15 protein-coding genes and 4 pseudogenes are annotated in these 19,560 nt (G+C 44.0%); 8 read left to right on the top strand and 11 right to left on the bottom strand.

The window, feature by feature from the left end:
• Positions 1-249 precede the first annotated feature (249 nt).
• From AB6E30_RS20370 to AB6E30_RS20355, 4 genes are all read right to left on the bottom strand, one after another.
• Positions 250-393 (bottom strand): hypothetical protein, encoded by a 144-nt coding sequence (locus AB6E30_RS20370; RefSeq protein ID WP_017059112.1) that lies wholly within the window; start codon positions 391-393, stop codon positions 250-252.
• 25 nt (positions 394-418) lie between these two features.
• Entirely contained in the window at positions 419-694 is a 276-nt protein-coding gene (locus tag AB6E30_RS20365) for an HU family DNA-binding protein (protein ID WP_017059113.1), read from the bottom strand.
• A 356-nt stretch (positions 695-1,050) separates the two neighbouring features.
• Positions 1,051-1,746, bottom strand: a complete 696-nt coding sequence (locus AB6E30_RS20360; protein WP_017065484.1) for a VC0807 family protein — start codon at positions 1,744-1,746, stop codon at positions 1,051-1,053.
• A 321-nt stretch (positions 1,747-2,067) separates the two neighbouring features.
• Entirely contained in the window at positions 2,068-2,640 is a 573-nt protein-coding gene (locus AB6E30_RS20355) for a YceI family protein (protein ID WP_017069838.1), read from the bottom strand.
• 276 nt (positions 2,641-2,916) lie between these two features.
• Between AB6E30_RS20355 and AB6E30_RS20350 the strand changes: the two genes are divergently transcribed.
• Together AB6E30_RS20350 and AB6E30_RS20345 are read left to right on the top strand one after the other, a co-directional pair.
• Positions 2,917-3,633: a DUF1826 domain-containing protein gene (locus AB6E30_RS20350; protein WP_171733679.1), complete on the top strand. Its 717-nt coding sequence runs from the start codon at positions 2,917-2,919 to the stop codon at positions 3,631-3,633.
• A 343-nt stretch (positions 3,634-3,976) separates the two neighbouring features.
• Complete coding sequence (locus AB6E30_RS20345; protein WP_372105027.1) at positions 3,977-5,863, top strand: methyl-accepting chemotaxis protein; 1,887 nt, start codon at positions 3,977-3,979, stop codon at positions 5,861-5,863.
• A gap of 106 nt (positions 5,864-5,969) precedes the next feature.
• On the opposite strand, the gene AB6E30_RS20340 is transcribed toward AB6E30_RS20345, so the two are convergent.
• Entirely contained in the window at positions 5,970-6,371 is a 402-nt protein-coding gene (locus tag AB6E30_RS20340; protein ID WP_136982154.1) for an ACT domain-containing protein, read from the bottom strand.
• A gap of 145 nt (positions 6,372-6,516) precedes the next feature.
• The gene (locus AB6E30_RS20335) at positions 6,517-7,410 is read right to left on the bottom strand and encodes a LysR family transcriptional regulator (protein ID WP_017059121.1); all 894 of its coding nucleotides are present in this window, start codon (positions 7,408-7,410) and stop codon (positions 6,517-6,519) included.
• Positions 7,411-7,570: 160 nt separating this feature from the next.
• Here AB6E30_RS20335 and AB6E30_RS20330 point away from each other — a divergent pair, with 160 nt between their 5' ends.
• The 3 genes from AB6E30_RS20330 to AB6E30_RS20320 all read left to right on the top strand — a co-directional run bounded on the left by AB6E30_RS20330 (position 7,571) and on the right by AB6E30_RS20320 (position 11,901).
• The gene (locus AB6E30_RS20330; protein ID WP_102393121.1) at positions 7,571-8,470 is read left to right on the top strand and encodes a Vmh family MBL fold metallo-hydrolase; all 900 of its coding nucleotides are present in this window, start codon (positions 7,571-7,573) and stop codon (positions 8,468-8,470) included.
• Positions 8,471-8,780: 310 nt separating this feature from the next.
• Positions 8,781-9,596, top strand: a complete 816-nt coding sequence (locus tag AB6E30_RS20325) for a TauD/TfdA family dioxygenase (RefSeq protein ID WP_136982156.1) — start codon at positions 8,781-8,783, stop codon at positions 9,594-9,596.
• 256 nt (positions 9,597-9,852) lie between these two features.
• A complete protein-coding gene (locus tag AB6E30_RS20320) occupies positions 9,853-11,901 on the top strand; it encodes a response regulator (protein WP_136982157.1) in 2,049 nt (682 codons plus the stop codon).
• 150 nt (positions 11,902-12,051) lie between these two features.
• Here AB6E30_RS20320 and cqsA read toward each other — a convergent pair whose 3' ends face one another.
• Together cqsA and AB6E30_RS20310 are read right to left on the bottom strand one after the other, a co-directional pair.
• On the bottom strand, positions 12,052-13,233 hold the full coding sequence (cqsA, locus tag AB6E30_RS20315; RefSeq protein WP_372105025.1) for an alpha-hydroxyketone-type quorum-sensing autoinducer synthase: 1,182 nt from the start codon (positions 13,231-13,233) through the stop codon (positions 12,052-12,054).
• 275 nt (positions 13,234-13,508) lie between these two features.
• Positions 13,509-14,608 (bottom strand): annotated as a pseudogene (locus AB6E30_RS20310) (PLP-dependent aminotransferase family protein); the annotation flags it as partial.
• Here AB6E30_RS20310 and AB6E30_RS20305 point away from each other — a divergent pair.
• Positions 14,599-15,330: pseudogene (locus tag AB6E30_RS20305) on the top strand (DMT family transporter); the annotation flags it as partial. The pseudogenes AB6E30_RS20310 and AB6E30_RS20305 sit on opposite strands and share 10 nt — an antisense overlap.
• A 117-nt stretch (positions 15,331-15,447) precedes the next feature.
• On the opposite strand, the pseudogene AB6E30_RS20300 reads toward AB6E30_RS20305, so the two are convergent.
• A pseudogene (locus AB6E30_RS20300) lies at positions 15,448-15,585 on the bottom strand (GTP-binding protein); the annotation flags it as partial.
• A gap of 449 nt (positions 15,586-16,034) precedes the next feature.
• On the opposite strand from AB6E30_RS20300, the gene ihfA reads away from it, so the two are divergent.
• Entirely contained in the window at positions 16,035-16,331 is a 297-nt protein-coding gene (gene ihfA / locus AB6E30_RS20295) for an integration host factor subunit alpha (protein ID WP_004734853.1), read from the top strand.
• Between the two features lie 172 nt (positions 16,332-16,503).
• Here the strand turns inward: ihfA and AB6E30_RS20290 are convergent.
• A pseudogene (locus AB6E30_RS20290) lies at positions 16,504-17,499 on the bottom strand (ABC transporter substrate-binding protein).
• A gap of 193 nt (positions 17,500-17,692) precedes the next feature.
• Entirely contained in the window at positions 17,693-18,469 is a 777-nt protein-coding gene (locus AB6E30_RS20285) for a RelA/SpoT domain-containing protein (protein WP_017059130.1), read from the bottom strand.
• A gap of 324 nt (positions 18,470-18,793) precedes the next feature.
• On the opposite strand from AB6E30_RS20285, the gene AB6E30_RS20280 reads away from it, so the two are divergent.
• A complete protein-coding gene (locus tag AB6E30_RS20280; RefSeq protein ID WP_017065505.1) occupies positions 18,794-19,447 on the top strand; it encodes a thiopurine S-methyltransferase in 654 nt (217 codons plus the stop codon).
• The last annotated feature ends 113 nt before the right edge of the window (positions 19,448-19,560 follow it).

Genomic DNA, 19,560 nt, shown 5'->3' with positions numbered 1-19,560 from the left:
CAAGAAAATGATGATAGTGAAAAAGGTGATTTGGGTAAGTATGGATATGTATAGCTATGTAACTCAATCAGTTACTTAGCGTTCAGATTTTGGACAGATGTGTTTGTCGCTTTAGTGGGGAGGGGTATCAATGTTATTTATTAGAGGCGCTTGCTCCTAAATCAAAAATGCCACTACAAATCTGCAGTGGCATTAGAACGATAACAAACTATCACCTTGCTTAAACCTAAACTTTAGTTCTTATATAAACTAAAGTTCTAACAGTTTAGCCAGTTCACGCTCTTCGAGAAGCTCTTCAATGCGTTGACGAGTCTTAGGCGTTTCGGCTTGCGCTTTAGTCGACTTGCCTGCTTTTTTGCTTCGGCTCGTTTTCGCTTTTTCCTTAGTCGTCATCGTAATCTTCCTTGTGTTTTTTGTGTTACAGGTTGCACGTCTCTTTTAGTGCCTTGCCCGCTTTAAATGCTGGCGTCTTTGATGCGGCAATCTGAATCTCTTCTCCGGTTCGCGGGTTACGACCAGTGCGAGCAGCTCGAGAGTTAACTTTAAAGCTACCAAATCCAAGGATCGATACGTCATCACCGTTCGCAAGCGAAGTAGAGATACCTTCAACTAGCGCATTTAGTGCTGTGCCTGCTTGGTCTTTTGAGATGTCTGCAGAAGTCGCGATGTGTTCAACTAATTGAGATTTGTTCATAATCTATATTCCTTATTGAGTACGGCTAGCGTCTACCTTTAGCACCTAGCTTATGCGATCTTATCAACAGCAATTGAAATAATGTCAGTGAGCGGGTAGAGCTTTGTAAAGTAACCAACAGAATTGACTATAAAAGCATCTGTCGGTTCAATCAATGCAATTCATTGATTATTATTGGTTTATAGACATGTTGCCCAAATTTACTTGAGAAAAGAGCATTAGGGTTGCCCGTTCGATTCATAATCCAAATCGAAGCTGTCATCTATCACGTTGATAACGAAAGAGTAAAAACAAAGAAGCCCAGCTTAATTGCTGGGCTTCATGTTGTGCTGTCAGAGCGATTTGTTAATTCAGAACTATTTAGTAATAAAAATTTGTTCTGTTTCTAGTGATGTCATCGTGCGAACTTGACGCCAAATGTAGTAGAAAATACCTAACATCATCAGCATGCTTGGGATGGCGATTGCTGGGTAGCTGTAAAGTGTCAGCTTGCCAAGTTCTTCATTAAAGGCAGCGGTGCCAGCAGGGCTAGTCACAATCCAAGTCGCTAGGAAGTAGTTCATAGCTGAAGAAAATGCGAAAGTACTCGCGAATAGGTAGTTGGATGTCATTAGACAACGATCAAACTTTGCTTGGTTACCGAACTGCTTTAGGCGCTCTTCAATAAGAGAGATATTTAACAGGGCCGGTGTGAAGATAACTTTCTGGATAAACGGGTAGCGGGTGAAGGTTGAGCCAAGAACCGCCAAACCAATTAGACCAGGGATTAATGCTTCTTTTAGTGCTAACCAACGAGTGTCTAGCTCAAAGAAACCAATACCGCCCGTTAATAGCACGCTGACGAAGCCAAGCGCCGCTATGAAGTTGAACTTCTTGTTGCGGATCAACTCCATGCCACCGTAAGCAATAGGGAAGGCTAGTGCGACAAGTAATGCTAAGCCTGTTCCGAGAAGCTCATCTCCACTGAACTTCATTAAAATGAATGAAGGAAGAAAGACGTTAAACACGACTTCGAAAAGAGGACTCGATTTTTTGTTTTCTGTGTTACTCATAATTTCTAAATACATTATGTTATGGATTTGTTCTCAGGGATTGTTGTTTACCTCGCCCAAGATGTAAAGCCTTAAGGCGTCATGCTGTGTAACGACATGTGACATCAACGACATCTCTGAGCCTATATAACGCTCAATTTAATACTTTGTGAGGGATGTTTATCTGGCCGACTTGGGGAAATCGAGTGGAAATTTTGGTTTAGTTTATTCAAACCTAATTCAGTTTATTGCGTTGTCGCGTACTCTTACTCACATTCACCGCTCTTAAACGATTGATGAATGTGAAATGAGGGAGAATAGAAAGGAATAGTTATAAGTCCATTATTGGTCGAAAAGTAGGTTAAAGCTTAAAGGGATTTGGTCGGAAATCGCTAATCCACCCACGGTCGCTGAAAGTTTGTTTAGATTCTCTGTCGATATCCCAAAATCAGCGCCGTTGACGATGATTGTCGAAGCTGAGCTAACCATGACAAACCCTGAGGATGGAACCACCACAACTGGGAAATCGATCGTTTTGGTTACGCCGTGTAAAGTAACTTCCGCTGCTACTGTTGTTCTTTTTGGATCACCAGATAGCATCGACGGTTCAACCTTCCCAGAGATCTTCACTTCAGGAAAAGTCATCGATTCAAAGTAGAGTTCATTCAGTCTCTGGTCACGAATAGCGACTCCGGTGCTCACGCTTTTCAAGTCCAATACTATTGAAAACTGACCCTCTTCGGTAAGTCCTCCAGACATAGGTTTGATGGATGCGGGCTCGACAACAAACTGCTTTTTAATGGTCGCGAATGTGATGTTCGATAACTTCGGATCTAATGTGTAGCCCGACTCCGCGAAAGATTGAGCGGAGATAACGGTGCATAGGAGGCCGAATGTAGAGATTAGTTTTTTCATAAGTTGTCACCAGATTGATGAATTCACAGGTTTACGTTCTTGAGTCGTACGTTTTTAAAATGACTTTTTGGAAAGAGTGATTGAGAGAAGCTTAGTTCAGCATTCGAAAAATTACCGCAGGAAAAGAAGAGCGTCGCTGTATTACTGGAATCATGATCGACGAAGTGACTTGTTTATTTTTGGTTATGTTATAACATAACCAAAATCACTCTTGCCAAGAATAATTATTCTGTTGGTAAAAGGGAAGCGATGAGCATGTATCAAGGAGACGACGTAATGAATGCCGTGTTAACCAAGCCTTTGGCTACCAATAGCAGCCAGCCACTCAACATTAGTTCAGCTGTGAGTATTCAGGATAAGGCAAATCACAAGCCAAGCTTGAGTGCTTCTGAGCAGCCAACGGTATTAGCGGAAATCTACCAAAGTGATATTAATATAGCGGTATGGCAGCGACAGTTTGATGAAGGCTTAACGACGGCAATTAGTGAATTTATCGCCTTGAATCCAAACTTTAGTAAGTCTGTTAGCGTGTCACCTGAAAATGCTTTCGATAAGTTGGAATTTGCCACCGATGGCACCGCCTCTAAAGCGCTGTTAGAAAACATGGCAGAGCTGGTGGATATGTTCTGTTGTTTGTTTGAGCTTGAAGAAGTCGGGTTACGTTTAGCCGTTCTGAATAAAGCGATGTGTCCACGTTTCCATTTTGATCAAGTGCCTTGCCGCTTGGTGACAACTTATCATGGTGTTGCGACTCAATGGTTGCCAAACGACTTAGTCGACCGTTCTAAGCTAGGGCTAGGGGCTAACGGAAAGCCTGATTCTGTTTCAGGCCTGTACAACGACGAATCTGACATCCAGAAAATGGCCAGTGGTGATGTTGCGTTATTAAAAGGGGAGCGTTGGAGTGGCAATGAGAATAGAGGCCTTGTTCACCGTTCACCAGTCACTTCATCTGACGAAACACGATTGCTGTTAACGTTGGACTTTGGTTGATCAACTTTTGACTATTTAGTTCGCAACCTGTTTCTATTCAGACGTTCAACTCATTTAAATACCTTCCTAATGAGCTAACGGCATGGCGCGATCTGTGCCGTTATTATTCTCAAACAGAGACACTCATCAGCTGACCATGTTTAGCACATTAATTCAAAATTTAGAGTTTACCATTCTCTAAATCAATGCGTTACGATGCGTGCACTTACTCACATATATCAATATTTCAGTTCCTCATCGGTTTCTTAATTTATTTTAAAGCGTAAAATATATCCCGCTTGCAAACCTCTTTGGCAACCAATTTGTTCGCCACGGTTTTTTACTTCCACATTATAGGTTTCCTATGTTCAAGAAACTCTCGCTTAAAAATAAACTGGCGATTTCAGCCAGTATGGCCATTATCCTGGGGGGGATCTTGGTCGAGGCATTGTCTTTTCGTGCTTCATTGCAAAGGTTGGATACAGAAGTTGAACAGCGTTTAGAAGGCGCATCGGCTTCTTACAATCAATATGTATCGGATTGGATCTTATCCAAAGAGCGTGCGCTTACTTCTCTTTCGAAAGAATCCAAACAAGAAAGCTTGGTGACTCACCTAAAACAGGTTCGTGATTCAGCCTCTTTTGATAATGTCTTCTTGGCGTTTCCAGACGGTTCGCAAAAGAACGCAAACGGAGTGGTATTGCCGCCGGGCAATGATGACCCACGTCTATGGGGTTGGTACACCAACGCGGTAGCAAACCCTAGTAAGGTGTTCATGGATAATCCAACGGTTGCAGCTGCAACTGGGGCGAATGTTGTGTCGCTGGGTACTGCCATGCAATTACATGGTCAACAGGTTGTGTTAGGCGCGGATGTTGAAATTACCGACATTCTTAATAGCCTAGAGCAAGTGATTCTTCCGGGTGAAGGTTACATGTTCATCGCGACCAATAAAGGCACGGTTTATACGCACCCTGACACCAAGTTACTGAACAAAAATATCAGCTCACTTGGGTTAGATTTTGCGGACGTACAAAAGGCGCTGACTAGCGGTAAAGACACTTCTATCGAGTTGAATGGCAGCGACTATGTTCTGTACGCACGTGCGATTGATGGAACGAGCCTGATTACTGTGAGCGTTGTTAACCATGACTCTCTGGTTGCGCCACTATTTGATGCAGTGATTGGTCAAGTGTTGGTGACGCTACTTGTGGTGATCGTATGTACCATACTGTTTAACCTGTTGTGTACGATTCTATTCCGCCCGTTGAACCACGTTTCTCAAGCACTGGCGCAAATCGCGAATGGTAGTGGTGATTTAACTCAACGCATTGATGTTGAAAACCAAGATGAAGTGGGCGAGTTGGCTCATAACTTCAATACCTTTGTTGGAAGCTTACAGCAGTTGATTGGCCATATCCGTGGGCAGTCAGAACAGCTAAACAGCCAGTCAGAGCAAAGTGCTCAGCGTGCGAACCGTTCGGTGGATGAGCTTAATCATCAGCAGCAAGAAATCACTATGGTCGCGACGGCCGTAACTGAAATGGCGAGCGCCACGCAAGAGATAGCATCGCATGCCGAGCAAACAGCAAAAGCGGCGCAAGATTCAGCGACAAGCACTAACAGTGGTCACGCTCTGGTTGTGGATACCAAAGGTTCAATCAATAACCTAGCCAATGAAGTTAATGAAGCGGGTAGTGTGATTAGCGAACTTAACAAGCATGCTCAAGAGATCTCGACTGTACTCGCAACGATTCAAGGCATTGCAGAACAAACCAACTTACTTGCTTTGAATGCAGCGATTGAAGCGGCTCGTGCTGGTGAACAAGGTCGTGGATTTGCTGTGGTAGCGGATGAAGTACGTGTGCTTTCACAGCGTACCCACTCTTCAACGGAAGAGATCAAATCAACAATTGATATCCTGCAGCGTACAACGGCGCAAGCGGTTGAGCTGATGGAGAGCAGTTCTAAGTTGGCAATACATTCAGTAGAAGATGCCGATCGAGCTTCGCATGCGCTTGAAGAGATCAATACTGCAGTTGCTTTGATCAGCGATATGGCGACTCAAATCGCGACGGCTGCTGAAGAGCAAACACATGTGACGGGTGAAATTACCCAGAACGTGACGACCATTAAAGATGTTACCGACCACTTAGTTGTGGGCGCACAGGACAGCTTAACTGAGTCGAACGAACTTAAGAGCCAAGCCGCTGGCTTAAGTGACAAAGTGGCGACTTTTAAGCTTGCTTAACTGGTTCGCTCACTGATGCCTGATCAGTGAGTGCACGTTAAGCAATAAGCCAAAGCGACGTAGATTACGTCGCTTTTTTTGTGTCTGTGAACAATCGAATTCTTTACTAATCCGCTTCTGAAAATTCTCTAAGCGCACTCATTGCGGCTTCAGCTTTGTCTTTCTGAACGAAGATATGGTCGTGATAAAAGCCAGCAATCACGTTGGCGCTAATGCCGTAAGAACCAAGCTTGGTGGCAAAGGCTGCTGTTAATCCAACCGCTTCAAGACTGGAATGTACCGACAATGTAATCAGGCTAAACACACCATCGAAGTTTAGCTGAGCTTTGGTCGCAACGTCTTCTTCCAGAACCAGCGTTAAACCTTCTTTCTCACGAAAAGTTGAGATTGGATTGAGCTGAACATAGTCTGTTAACGCTCCGTCGACAGTACAGAAAACATAGTTGCCTTCAATGAGTTCTGGTGACATGGACTTTAACAAAATGTCTAAATCGGTAATGGCAGTCATAGTCAGTTTCCCTGCGTTAATAAGCTAATTGATGATGTATGCAGTCACGATAGAAGCAACTGACAGTTAAGTAAAATTAATGATTTTAATTCTGCATCAGTTTTACTAATGGCAAGTTTTCCTCCTTAGTGATGGCATCGTACTTCTACCAACTTGTCGATTGTTCCATCTCGTCAGATAAATGGTCGATAAAGGCTCTTAACAGCGGTGTGACTTGTTTACGCGTTCCATAAATAGCATGAACACCGAGCGTTTTAGGTTGCCATTCAGAAAGCAGTGGCACTAATAGACCATCACGCATCAAGGTTTCCACTGAAGGGAAGGGCAGTAAACAGATACCGTTGCCTTTGAGTGTGGCAGAAAGCAGAACCTCTGAGGTGTTTGCACTGATATTCCCTTTAATCGGAACCGATTCGAGCCCATTGGGGCCATTGAACGTCCAAGCGGTTTTGCCAAAGTAACTGAACGATAAACAGTTGTGGTGCGCTAGATCTTGGGCTTCTGTGGGTGTGCCTTTCTCTTTTAGATATTGAGGCGATGCGCAAATCACGGAGCGGCATTCACCGATCTGCTTCGCGACAATATTGGGCGTCAGTTCGTTGGTTATGCGAATGGCCAAATCGATGCGTGACTCAACCAGGTTGACGGTCTGATCAGTCGAGATAATGTCGATAGAAACCTCTGGCCATTTGGCGATGAAGCGACTAATTGATTCCATCAAGAAGCTATCGACAATCGAGTAGCTCGCAGTAATACGCAGCTGACCTTTTAAATGCTCTCGGTTTTGGTTTCTGATCCCAGCTAGGGATGTTTCCAGTGCCAAAAGTTCTCTGGCGACCTCAAGTGTTTCTTTACCTGCGCTGGTTAAACTCAAGCTTCGTGTTGTTCTGTGAAGCAAGCGTGTGTCCATCCATGTTTCTAACTCACCCAAATAACGAGTGACCTTGGTTCGTGAGAGATCAAGGTGCTCTGCCGCTGCGCTCAAACTGCCACGTTCCACTATGGTGACAAAGACATTCATTGCTTCGAGTTTATCCATTGTTTTATTGCCTAGAGAATTAAACCGACCTCAGTATATGTCCGAAAACTGCAATAGTTAAAGTCAATTTGATATCTATTTCATCTAAAAACAATCAAATAAGATATTTGGACATTCAACGAGTTGGCAGGTGTTCAACTCCAAGTATCGGAATAAAGCCATGAATACGTTATCCAAAAACCTGTTATTAAAAAGCATGCTTTTAGGAACCATAAGCCTAGGAACCGTGCTGGCATCAAGTGTTGCTTTAGCTGTGGATCTGAACATCACTCACTATAACCCCGGTGAGAACGCGATATTCCCTGCAAGCTCGGTATTGGTTTCGGGTGAGAAAGAAGTGATTCTATTTGACGCACAATTCAGTGTCGCAGACGGACAAAATTTGGTGGAGCAAATCAAAGCCACAGGCAAAAAATTATCGATGGTTTACATCAGCAGCGGCGACCCAGATTACTACTTTGGTTTGGAACCGATAGTTTCGGCATTTCCTAACGTTAAAGTCGTTGCCAGTGAAGCCGTTGTCGCGCATATCAAACGCACCAAAGATGCAAAGCTTGAATACTGGGGGCCTATATTAGAAGGCAACGCGCCCTCTAAGGTGATTGTTCCAATGGTGATGAACGACACAACATTAAGCATCGAAGGTGAAACCATCGAAGTGAAAGAGATAAATACACACCAAGCTTACCTATGGGTTCCGTCTGAAAAAACGGTGTTTGGTGGCGTGTCGGTGTATAGCGGTGTGCATGTATGGATGGCAGATACTGCATCGAAAGAGATTCGTAGCCAGTGGTCACAATCGTTGGAGCGTATGAAAGCACTAGAGCCAGAGGTTGTAATTCCGGGTCACTATTTAGGTGAAATGCCAACAGGAATAAATGCAGTTCACTTCACGAAGGATTATGTGGCTGATATTGAAAAAGCGTTGGCGAGCAAAAGTAATCCAACATCGGTCGAGATCAGTGATTACATGAAGAAAGCCTACCCGAAATTTGAGGCTACGGAAGGCGATTTAGAACTTGGCGCGAAAGTGCTAAGCGGCGAAATGGCTTGGCACTAGAGTTGATTATCTCGGTTGTGTCCCAGAACAGTCTGAAGATTGTATGCTAGATTTATTGGTGATACACAACTGGAGATATCGATGATCTGGCTTTCAGTGAAAGTACTACAGATTGGATTTGTCTATGGATACAGGAAGTATCAAAAAACGAAAAGAGCTCCAGCTTAGGAGCTCTTTTTTTGTTTCGGAGAGACGACTTTCTATTTCAAGTGAGAAAGAAAATCAGCATTTACCCGGTTTACAGTTAGTAGTCAGATTAGCCTAGTAGCCAGATCCGCCCTGCAACTCAATATCACCAATAAGCGAAAGTATGTTGAAAATAGAACCCATTACTCCTCACATCGGCGCTCGTATTCACGAACTAGAGCTTTCTACATGCAGTGCTGATGAACTAGATAAGGTGTATCAGGCACTTATTGCCCATCAAGTGATCTTTCTCGACGGGCAGACTTTGTCTCCAGAACAACACTTGATGATTGCACAGCGCTTTGGAACGTTAGAACCTGCACATCCTTTCTTCCCTCGCGTGGAAAGTGCGCCACAGGTGAGTGTGATTGAAACAACCCGTGGCAATGCGCCAAAGGAAAGTTATTGGCATACCGACTTAACGTGGCGCAGCTTGCCGTCGAAAGCTTCCCTGTTGCATGCTCAACACATTCCAAGCATTGGTGGTGACACTATCTGGTGTTCTATGACTGCGGTTTTTGAATCTCTACATGAAGATATGAAAGCTAAGTTGAGAGGGTTGTCGGCGACTCATTCGCTTGTGGCCTTTGAAGGTATAGAATCAGAAGACATTGATCTCGATTGGCACAAATCCTTGATTAAAACAGCACAGGAGAATCCGCCAGTGGTTCACTCTGTTGTTCAAGTTCATCCTGAAACGGATAAAGAAACGCTCTGTATCAATGAACAGTTTACTCGTTATATCAACGAACTCGACCGCAAAGAGAGTGATGTTTTACTCAGCCAACTGTTTGAAATTGCGAGACGCCCTGAGTTTCAAGTTCGTTTCAAATGGGACAACGGCTCAATGGCGATCTGGGATAACAGGATAACGCAACATTACGCAGTGATAGATTACGGGGATACTCCAAGAAAAATGCATCGAGTAACAGTGACATAGCGGTAAGCTGAACACAGTTATCAAAAGAACACCGCGCATGCCCATCCCTGAACCAAGCACTCGTACTTAAATTTAAGCGTCAGCAGGGTGCATCATTCATCTACGCTTAATAATAAAAACAAATGCGTTGGTACATATTTGATTGAAACCTCACTGCTCGGACGTGATGTGTAATATAATCGGCGCCAAAATATAAGTATAAAAACCAAATCATAGAATTAATAAACGTCAGGGCTTAGAGAGCAAAGTATTTCGTATGAACGCGATTCGTAAAGTTTACCAGTACGCAGAACCGAATTTAACCCTCGTGGGTTGGATGGGCTTTGTCGGCTTCCCAATTTACTACATTGTGTGGGAGTTTTTGTTCCCGCAACCCTACGAAAACTTAGCGCTTCGCCTGTTTTGCTCGGTATTGTTCTTTGGCATTATATTTCGCAATCGCGTCCCATTTGAATGGCGAAAATACCTTCCGGCTTATTATCAAGTTGCCGTAACTATCTGTTTGCCAGGTTTCTTCTTCTACATGCTGCTAATGAATAATTGGTCCAACGTTTGGGTTATGTCATTCATGTCGGCTATTTTCCTCCATATTTTATTGGTGCACGTGACGAGAGTGATGTTTGCACAAACCTTTGCCGGTATTGGGATTGCTACCTTGTGCGCTTGGATTGCACAAGGCTTCTACCTCGAACTCACAATGGATTGGACGCATGTGCCAATCTTTTTGTTTATCTACTTATTCGGCAACTTGTTCTACTTCCGCAATCAGGTGGAACATGAAAACAAGGTGTCATTGGCGAAGTCTTTTGGTGCGGGTATTGCCCATGAGATGCGAAACCCTCTAAGCGGATTACTTACCTCTATTGATGTCATGCAGTCCATATTGCCGAACCCTAAAAGTGGCGATCAAAAAGGGCAATATGCGTTAAGCAATGAAGAAGTGATTCAGTTGCGTGAAGTGGGCGATGAAGCGATGGAGATCATTCATTCCGGTAACGAAACGATAGATCTGTTACTGACTTCAATTGATGAAAACCGAGTCTCTCGATCTACGTTTAAGAAGCATTCAGCGCAAGCGGTGGTTGAGGATGCGATAGACAGTTTCAATTACAAGCGCTCTGCTGATAAATCAGCAATCTCTTTAGACGTACAGAGTAACTTTGATTTCTTGGGTAGCGACACTTTGTTGAAGTACGTGATGTATAACTTGTTCAAGAACGCATTCCACCATCGCAGCCCTGAAGATTTTCATATTCATGTCACCATGTGTAGTGATGAAGTGGCCAATCAAATAATGGTTACCGATAACGGATCAGGCATCTCAAATGATGTGATTCGACGCATTTTTCAGGACTTTTATACTACTGGCCAATCGGGTAATTACGGCTTAGGTTTGCCATTTTGTCAGAAGGTAATGCGCTCGTTTGGTGGTGAAATTAAATGTCAGTCTGAAGTGGATCAATGGACACAGTTCACGATGACTTTTCCGTCTTTGTCTTCCCATTCGGTGAAAGAAATCAAGAATGAACTGACTAAACTTAAGACTGTGCTAATGGTGAGTGACCAGAAAGTTCTCACCAATAAAATGACTGAGGTAGCCCGTTTTATGGGGTTTGAGCTCACGGTGTTGGATGTAGCATCAGCGCTTAAAAATAAGGAATACCAGTTCGAATTCGACTTGATATTCGTTGACATGGAGAGCTTGGATTTAAGAGCAAGTTGCCTCGATAGGGTTGAATCGTTACTTTCATTCACTGAAGCTCGAATCATCTATTTGTATGAACATCACCCAATTAAACGTGTCCGAAACGTTGCTTTTGAACCTATTTGGGTGGAAACACAAGTTTGGCTACTGAATACCAAGGCGACCATCGAACGCTTACTTTTCGACTCCAACTATGTGATGCCATCAGTTTCTGTAAAACCGTTAGAGGCTATCAATAAGCGCACGATCATGGTGGTCGATGATAACGAATCTCTGCGCCGATTTACCGCGATGTTATTGGAAAAGCAGGGTTTTGATGTCGTGCAGAAAGAAGATGGGCAACAAGCCTTAGACGCGTTGGACAGCGATGATATTGATTTAATTCTGATGGATATCGAGATGCCAATCATGGACGGTGTTGAAGCTTCTCGTCGAATTCGAAGCGCTAACAAAGCATACTCTTCAGTGCCAATTATTGCTCACACGGGTGACAGTTCTCCTGTGACATTGGAAAAAATGGAATCATCAGGCATGTCAGATTTTATCGTGAAACCTGCCGACAAGAACCGACTATTCGATAAAATTGCTCACTGGATTTAGTGGATGTAATAGTCAGAAGTTCACGGCCATTGGGTAGACATAGATACAAGAAAGAGCTCAGCGAATGGCTGGGCTCTTTTTGTATCGCGACATGATAGCGTCCATTCAGTCCTGCCGTTGGTGTTGGTTATAAATATGGTTTGAACAAGGTTACACGAACTCTAACTCGGGGTGATGGTACGCTTCGTGACAAACCGTGAGCACATGGTCAATGTCTCTTGGCGTCATGTCGGCATTCACTGAAAAACGGATGATGTTTTTGTTCTTGCCAGTCGCAGGGCGGCAGAATACTGCACCGAACACATCACGCTGCTCTAGGAAGTCACGCACACGTTCAGTGTTTCTTTCATTGCCGCACTCTAGCGCTACAATTTGAGACTCACTGCGGATATTAAAGCCAATTCGCTTTAGCCCCGTAGTCAGCGATTTTGCCCGATTGAATAAGGCTTCTCGTTTGTCTTCCGCACCTTTGATCACCTCCAACGTTTTCTCTAAACGAACCACTTCTTGTGGTAACACTGTTGAGCTAAAAATCGCAGGGTACGCCACAAACGGCAAGGTTTTAGACAGTTGTTTAGGGCCAAGGATTGCCCCGGCGCGATAAGCAAAGGTTTTTGCCAAGCTAACGGTGATGAAGTCGACTTGGTTGGTGAGCCCCAATGCTTGCACTAAGCCTGCACCATTCTCTCCATGTGTACCCAGTGAATGGGATTCATCAACGACGACCGCACAATCAAACTCTTGCGCCATTTCGTAGATGTCGCGCAGTGGGGCAATGGTGCCTATTGTGCTGTAAACCGAGTCGACAACAATGACACCTGAGCCGTGGCGCTCTAACTGTTTGCGTAGGTGATTCATATTGTTATGCATAAACGGATGGGCAACTGCGCCGGCAGCCCGAATCCCTTCCCATAGCGACATGTGTGCAAGGAAATCAATATACACAGGTGTGCCCGGTGGGCAGATGGTTTGCAATAGCCCAATATTGGCCGCCCAGCCCGATTGAGAAAGCAAACAGCTCTCCATTCCAACATAGTTCGCAAGCTCAGTTTCGAACGCAGGTTTAGACTGATCATCTTGTAAGAAAATGGCAGACATCACCACGTTGTCATCGTGCTCACAGATCGCCGCTTGATGGGCTTGTTGGATCTGTTTGTTGTGTGACAGCGCTAAGTAATCATTGCTCTGCATCACAACGGAATTACGCTGGGGGCGTTTACCCAATACTAAATGCTTCTGGCTTTGGTTCTGGGTAATCAGGTCTTGAATATAGAAGTTCAAGCGTTCTTCGATAAAGGAAGGTAGTGGTTTGTTTTTTGTTTTATCACTCATAATAGTTCTCTTCAAATACAGGAAAACGCCAGCGCTGACGGCTGTATATTGACGATAAAAAGTGATGTGTCATTAGCCAAGTTGCATAATTTTGTGGGTGCTTGCAAACTCAGCATTTAAGGGTTTTGAGGCGAGTGGGTTTCCTTACGGTTCGGGGCTTTACCCGAATTAAGATAGGAATAATAGCCTTCTTTTTTATGACAAAAGGCTATTAGAATTCGGCATTCGAAGGCATTTAAAAAAGCGGATTTTGAAAGGCTACGTGCTACGTGCTGTTAGCTGTGAATATGGATAAGCTCGATTAAGGCATCCAATTGCTGCTTGGCTCCACCCTCTAACGAATACCCAATATTGATGCGTAAGCAATTGCTGTAAAGGTCGAGAGTGCTGAACAGGTGTCCAAGCCTAATATCAATGTTCTTCTCGGTAATGCCCTGAGCAAAGGCTGACTGGGCAGGGCAACGCTGTAGCTCGCAGCTGAGAACTGAGCCTTGTATTCGTTGATAAACCTGCCCGGCAAGCACCATCCCAAACGGTAACTCGGTGACAAACTTTTCGATACGGATCCACACCATAAGACAAAACCGCCTTTGTCGTAGTATTTCGCGGGGAGCGGCGTGTGTGAGGAGTAGGACAGTTCCAGATACACATCATCTTCTTCAATGATCGGCACTCGATAGTGATTCGCTAATTCAGCCAGTTTCTGCTTTTGAGTGGCTGACATGTTGATCCCTTGAGGGTTCATATGAGAGGTACAAAAGATCGCGGCATCGACTTGTTTATTTTTCAAATGCGCTTCTAGCTGTTGCAAGTCGACACCATCATCGAGCGATGGGATCTCGATGATTTTTCGCGACATTTGTCCGAGCAATTCCAGAATACCGTTAAAACATGGCGAGCTAATAGCGATGGTGTCGCCTTCTTTAGTGCAAGATTCAAGTGCGGCCTTAATCGCAGACATACAGCCAGCCGTAATCACCATCTCTTCAGGTGAAAAGTGCACATCGAGCTTGGCAAAATGAGTGGATAATGCCTGTCGTAAAATCGGCTCACCTTGTGTATCTGGGTAATGGTTAAGCCTGTTGCTCATACGCCTAATAGCGCGACGAAAACTTCGTTCCAGTTCAACGATCGACTGCTCATCATTAGTGGTGCTCGAAACCCCTAAAGGCCCATTGATTGAGTTGTGAGTCGATGAGGTTTGCCTAACGCTGGACACCTTACTCTCAAACTGTGCCCACTCTGGGGTTGAGTGAGCAGGTTTATGAGGAGAAACAAAATATCCCGCTTGCGGTCGAGAATGAATCCAACCTTGTGATTCCAGTTTTTGGTAGCAGCTCACCACGGTCGACATGCTGATCGCCTGTTGCTTGGCGCTACTTAGTCAGTTATGGCTTTGTGTTCGGTGTGGGTATTTGGGGGATGGCTTCATGGTCGATCACTGCTGGTTTATCGTCTGGGCTTTCATCGGTCTTACTTTCAACCAACGTATTAATCGGCATGGCGGTTGGCGTGTGGGTGTTCAAGGAGAGTGCTTCCGTTCGTAAGTTATTGGGTGCGATGCTAGCCATGTGTGCGTTGGCGGTATTGGTATCAGCAGCTACGGGTAATGTCACCGTTAATGGCGTGATCTTGATTATGATTGCGGCGTGCAGTTGGACCTTGATGGGCGTGATTGTTAAGGCATCGAAAACCACTCAAGCATTTGCATTTAATGTCTGGGGGATGTTGTTTGCTCCGGTGCCATTAGTGTTATTTGCCGTGATGTTACATGGTGACCAAATTATCTGGCAGGGCATCGAACAATGGGATTGGAACACGACGATTGCGGTGCTGTTTCAGGCTTACCCAACCACGCTATTTGGTTATTGGGTATGGAATAAGCTGCTAATCCAATACCCTTTAAGCACGACCGCGCCGTTAACCTTGTTAGTGCCTATCTTCGCATTGATTAGCGGTTACTTTATGTATGATGAGGTGCTGTCTGTGGCTCAGGTTGTTGCATCAATACTGTTTCTTGTCGGAATTGGTTTGATTGTGAAACCTGCGAATGTAACGAATACCAAAGCGACACAAACACTTGCTGAACAAAAATGATTGAAGAAAGCTGATATTGCATGAGCAGCTTTGAATGACAAATAAGACCTCGCACTTGTGAGGTCTTATTCTATGTCGAAGAAGTGAAGTTATTTAAATAACCAACTTACTAAGCAATCAACTAACCATACACGCAAGTAACTGGCTCTCAAGATCATCGTCTATTTCTAGACCGATCATTTCTATTCTGATTTCGATACACTCATCGAGTTCTGATTCCGTCAAGCCATCCTCTGTTAATTTGTAACCGAAAACCTCAAAAGAACATAGGCTTTTATAAGTGAATTCGAATTAAATTCTGAAATGATACAAATCTTATATTTAATAACGCTTATTTAGTAACCTCTGTTGAGTCCCATATCAAATCAAGTGGCTGATTTTATTGGGTATCGGAGAAAAGTCTCAAAAATTATTATTTAGTTCGCTAAAGTTTTAAATTCTATTAATGGTTGTTTGTATGGAATATAACGCCATTTCGTTACTGTTGAGTAGATGGTTTTTAGCTATATATGTGAAATTTGAAGCGAGTTATCTTTCTGATTTGAAAGAATAATTAAATAGTTAAGATAAAAAAGTTGGCGAAAATCAGAAGCTTGGCATACACTTTCCTAGTAAATGACCTTATCTCATTGATTGAATAGGGTAAATGCTTTGGCGCTACTGGCGATGGTAGCAATGTTTAACATAGCTTTGAGGAAAGTTTTATGGCACTCACGAAGGCCGATTTGGCTGAGAACCTGTTTGAGACACTCGGATACAGCAAGCGGGATGCCAAGGAAACGGTGGAAGTGTTTTTCGAAGAAGTTCGTAAAGCGCTCGAAAATGGCGAACAGGTAAAACTGTCTGGTTTTGGTAATTTTGATCTTCGCGAGAAAAACGAGCGACCTGGTCGTAACCCGAAAACAGGTGAAGACATTCCAATTTCTGCTCGACGTGTTGTTACTTTTAGACCGGGACAAAAACTAAAGGCCCGTGTCGAAAATATTAAAATCGAGAAGTAGCCAAGCAATAGACCACGCCTAGCGTGGTCTTTTTGTATCTGCATAGAGTTTAAGCTAAACGCATTTCTTTAATTTTTAGTAACCTTTCTCAAACTCCATCTATTTACTGTCCGGTAAGAACTTGCTTTAGATGCGAAAACAGAGGCTAGGCCTCTGACTTTGAATCTTCACTCTAAAGGGCTTGTTGAACCTTACTTGCGATGTCTTCAGACACCCAAGGCTTCCATACCTGTGGTGAGCTTTCTAGAAAGTAATACATGGCTTCTTCGGCGTCGGCTTGGTTGTCTTCCATCCAGGCCAGCAACTCACTCATTTGTTTATTGGTAAAACCACGCTTTTCAAAGTATTGGTAGGCAAGAGGTTCGTTATTAGCAAAGGCTTCTGTGGTGATTGTGTGAACCGGTGCTGGTGGATACATGGTCACTTTAGGAGATTCACAATCAGGTTGTGTCGTACAGTTACGGAATTCCTCAATGTCAGTACCACTTCCGAAATCAACCTTCACCATTTCATACTTACCTAGCACAGGCGTAGGCGACCAGTAATATCCAAACCATGCTTTTTTGCGTTCGTAAGCTTTCGCTATCGTACCTGCTAAAGCGGCGCCTGAGCCGGGGTCAACCATTTCAAAATTGTGATCTTCTAACTTAAGCGCATCGAACAGGTGACCGGAGGTAATCTGACAAGTCCAACCCGCAGGGCAGCTATAAAACGCAAACTTCTCATCATCTTCTGGGTGTTCAAACAGCTTTGCGTTTTTAATCACACCTTCAATGGTTGTAAGCTCTGGGTACTGTTCAACAAGGTAGTTTGGTACCCAGAAACCTTCTTCACCGCCGTTGACCAAAGACTTGCCCGCGTAACGTAGACGCTTATCCGCAACACCCTTATCCAACGCTTCTTTGATGCCATTAGTCCAAAGCTCTGGCGCAACATCAGGTTGACCTTTTTCGATCATTGACGTGCCCGTAGGGACGCTATCACCGGGGGATTAAGTCCGCTTCACAGCCGTAGCCGTTATTCAAAATGAATTGGTCGACATGAGCAATAGGCTCGCCGAGTTCCAGTTCATGTCTGCAATGGTGATCTTTCCGCATTCGTCAGCACTAGCGTGTACAGAAAACGCAGCAAGTAGCGCGATGGAAAGCATGGATTTGTTATTCTGCATTGACGTAATTCCTTTTCTTGTCAGAAGCTTATTCGCTATAGAAACAGAAATGTTCGACGGAGAAAAGAGACTGAGATCTAAATTTAAACGATCTGATTATTTGGGATAGGAAGTGGAGAGGCTACTCAACAAGTACTAAAAAGGGCTGCGAGTGCAGCCCTTGTGATGTTTATTGGAATAGCCTATCTATGTGTTAAGCCGCTTTAATGTGCGTTGTAATGTACGGTTGCCATGCTTGTTGGTAAAGCTCTAAAGATTGGCGTCGTAGGCTATTGATTTGTGCCGCTTCGATATCGTTGATTGGGCGATGTTCTGCAATTGCGTGACGCTCAATGCCTTGGATAATTTCGTACAGCTCGTGCTCAGGACCACTTTTCACGTCAGCAATCGCTTTTAAGTGAAGTTGAACCTCTGCAATGATGTTGGTTTTAGGCAAACGAACCAACAAGTTAAGGTCACGGTAACCAGAGTCAGCCGGCGATTTAAACTTATTTTTCAGCTTAACAACGTCTGCTTCACGGCTTAGCGCTTCGTAAACTTCAACCAAGCTCTCTACATCGTTCGCGATGATAGTTGCACGGGCTAAGTCGGTAATTTTTGTCACATCACCATCAAGCTCAAGGGCGATTTTTTCTTCTGCGCGAGCTTGAGATTTAACGCCAGCAAATAGCGCTTCAGAATTGGTGAGTAGGGCAGTACTTTTACAGATAGTTTCTAGTTCAGCTTGGCCTTGATGCGCTTTGCTGTACAAAATATCGAAGTCGGTGTAAGGCTGAGTCGGGCGTGAGTCGAAGGCTTTGATGCCGTAAAGGCCGCTCAAACTATGACGGAATACGTTTGAAGATACTTGGTTTTGCGCAGGAGTGCGCGTTTGATCTGTTGAACTTGTTGAAACAGGTGCTGCTGCGAATGCAGGCGCTCGGCTCAATACCAAAAGCATTAGGGCCGTCGTACGGAGAAATACACTCATTCAAACTCCAAAATACAAGGTTACAAAAAACGGGTAGTCAAAAGGGGTAACCAGTAACGCACAAGAGTAAAAACAGCTTAACTAATTTCACTACATATTAAATGAGGCTAGCTAAGACAGAAACCAATTCTAACGTTTAATATTGCTTTAAAATGTGAAGATATAGCCAAATAACCCAACCGTTAGTTCCGCAATTATCAGAACTTTGAACTTAGCCAGTTTCTGATTTTATCGAAATCAATTTAGTACTTTAAACCAAGCTAAGGTTGCTCTTACCTCTCTATACTGTACCCTTGCATTATGACTGTTTAACATGAACGAAAGATGAATAATCCTGAATTTTGGCACAATAAATGGGCAGCCAACCAAATTGGTTTCCACCTCGAAGATGTAAACCCACTTCTGATTAAATTTTGGGAAAAGACTGAGCCTAGCTACGAGAAGAGTGTGTTTGTTCCACTTTGTGGCAAAAGTGAAGATCTGATTTGGCTAGCTTCAAAGCATGAAGATGTTCAAGGTGTCGAGTTAAGCCAGATTGCGGTTCGCGCATTTTTTGCAGAGCACCTTTATACCCCGACTGTGACTCAAATTAGCGGTCAGCACGAGCTCTACCAATTCGATGAACTGAACATCTACACGGGCGATTACTTTTCAGCGCCAATCCAACCTGTCGATACCATTTATGATCGCGCGTCTTTAGTCGCATTGCCTGAAGAGATGCGAGTGCAGTACGTAGAGCGCTTAAAACAACTGCTGAAACCGGGCGGTAAGATCCTTCTGGTGACTCTGGATTATGATCAAAGCGAGATGGCGGGGCCTCCGTTTAGCGTACCTAAGTTAGAGATTGCTCAATTGTTTGCAGGATACAAAATTACATTGTTGAATCAAGATATAGCGAACGATGAACATCCGAAGATTGCTAAGAAAGGCTTGTCTCGCTTCTGTGAAGAAGTGTATTTGATTGAGTCAGACGCTTAAGTTCAGTCTGCTTAGTTAAGCGAACAGATAACACCAACAAAAAGACGGGCTCGATAGCCTAATGCCGATCAGTTAAAGCCAAAGCGATCGGTTGAAGGATCCTTCAGAGCTGT

The organism is Vibrio sp. 10N.247.311.12, assembly GCF_041467515.1.
Taxonomy (GTDB): domain Bacteria; phylum Pseudomonadota; class Gammaproteobacteria; order Enterobacterales; family Vibrionaceae; genus Vibrio; species Vibrio crassostreae_C.
The sequence above is the reverse complement of the archived record's forward strand: the minus strand, read 5'-3'. Positions and strand labels throughout refer to the sequence as shown.

What these genes read in the sequence shown, in the direction of transcription:
- AB6E30_RS20370 (WP_017059112.1), bottom strand. Translation starts at nt 393, where the DNA reads ATGACGACTAAGGAAAAAGCGAAAACGAGCCGAAGCAAAAAAGCAGGC.
- AB6E30_RS20365 (WP_017059113.1), bottom strand. Translation starts at nt 694, where the DNA reads ATGAACAAATCTCAATTAGTTGAACACATCGCGACTTCTGCAGACATC.
- AB6E30_RS20360 (WP_017065484.1), bottom strand. Translation starts at nt 1,746, where the DNA reads ATGAGTAACACAGAAAACAAAAAATCGAGTCCTCTTTTCGAAGTCGTG.
- AB6E30_RS20355 (WP_017069838.1), bottom strand. Translation starts at nt 2,640, where the DNA reads ATGAAAAAACTAATCTCTACATTCGGCCTCCTATGCACCGTTATCTCC.
- AB6E30_RS20350 (WP_171733679.1), top strand. Translation starts at nt 2,917, where the DNA reads ATGAATGCCGTGTTAACCAAGCCTTTGGCTACCAATAGCAGCCAGCCA.
- AB6E30_RS20345 (WP_372105027.1), top strand. Translation starts at nt 3,977, where the DNA reads ATGTTCAAGAAACTCTCGCTTAAAAATAAACTGGCGATTTCAGCCAGT.
- AB6E30_RS20340 (WP_136982154.1), bottom strand. Translation starts at nt 6,371, where the DNA reads ATGACTGCCATTACCGATTTAGACATTTTGTTAAAGTCCATGTCACCA.
- AB6E30_RS20335 (WP_017059121.1), bottom strand. Translation starts at nt 7,410, where the DNA reads ATGGATAAACTCGAAGCAATGAATGTCTTTGTCACCATAGTGGAACGT.
- AB6E30_RS20330 (WP_102393121.1), top strand. Translation starts at nt 7,571, where the DNA reads ATGAATACGTTATCCAAAAACCTGTTATTAAAAAGCATGCTTTTAGGA.
- AB6E30_RS20325 (WP_136982156.1), top strand. Translation starts at nt 8,781, where the DNA reads ATGTTGAAAATAGAACCCATTACTCCTCACATCGGCGCTCGTATTCAC.
- AB6E30_RS20320 (WP_136982157.1), top strand. Translation starts at nt 9,853, where the DNA reads ATGAACGCGATTCGTAAAGTTTACCAGTACGCAGAACCGAATTTAACC.
- cqsA (WP_372105025.1), bottom strand. Translation starts at nt 13,233, where the DNA reads ATGAGTGATAAAACAAAAAACAAACCACTACCTTCCTTTATCGAAGAA.
- ihfA (WP_004734853.1), top strand. Translation starts at nt 16,035, where the DNA reads ATGGCACTCACGAAGGCCGATTTGGCTGAGAACCTGTTTGAGACACTC.
- AB6E30_RS20285 (WP_017059130.1), bottom strand. Translation starts at nt 18,469, where the DNA reads ATGAGTGTATTTCTCCGTACGACGGCCCTAATGCTTTTGGTATTGAGC.
- AB6E30_RS20280 (WP_017065505.1), top strand. Translation starts at nt 18,794, where the DNA reads ATGAATAATCCTGAATTTTGGCACAATAAATGGGCAGCCAACCAAATT.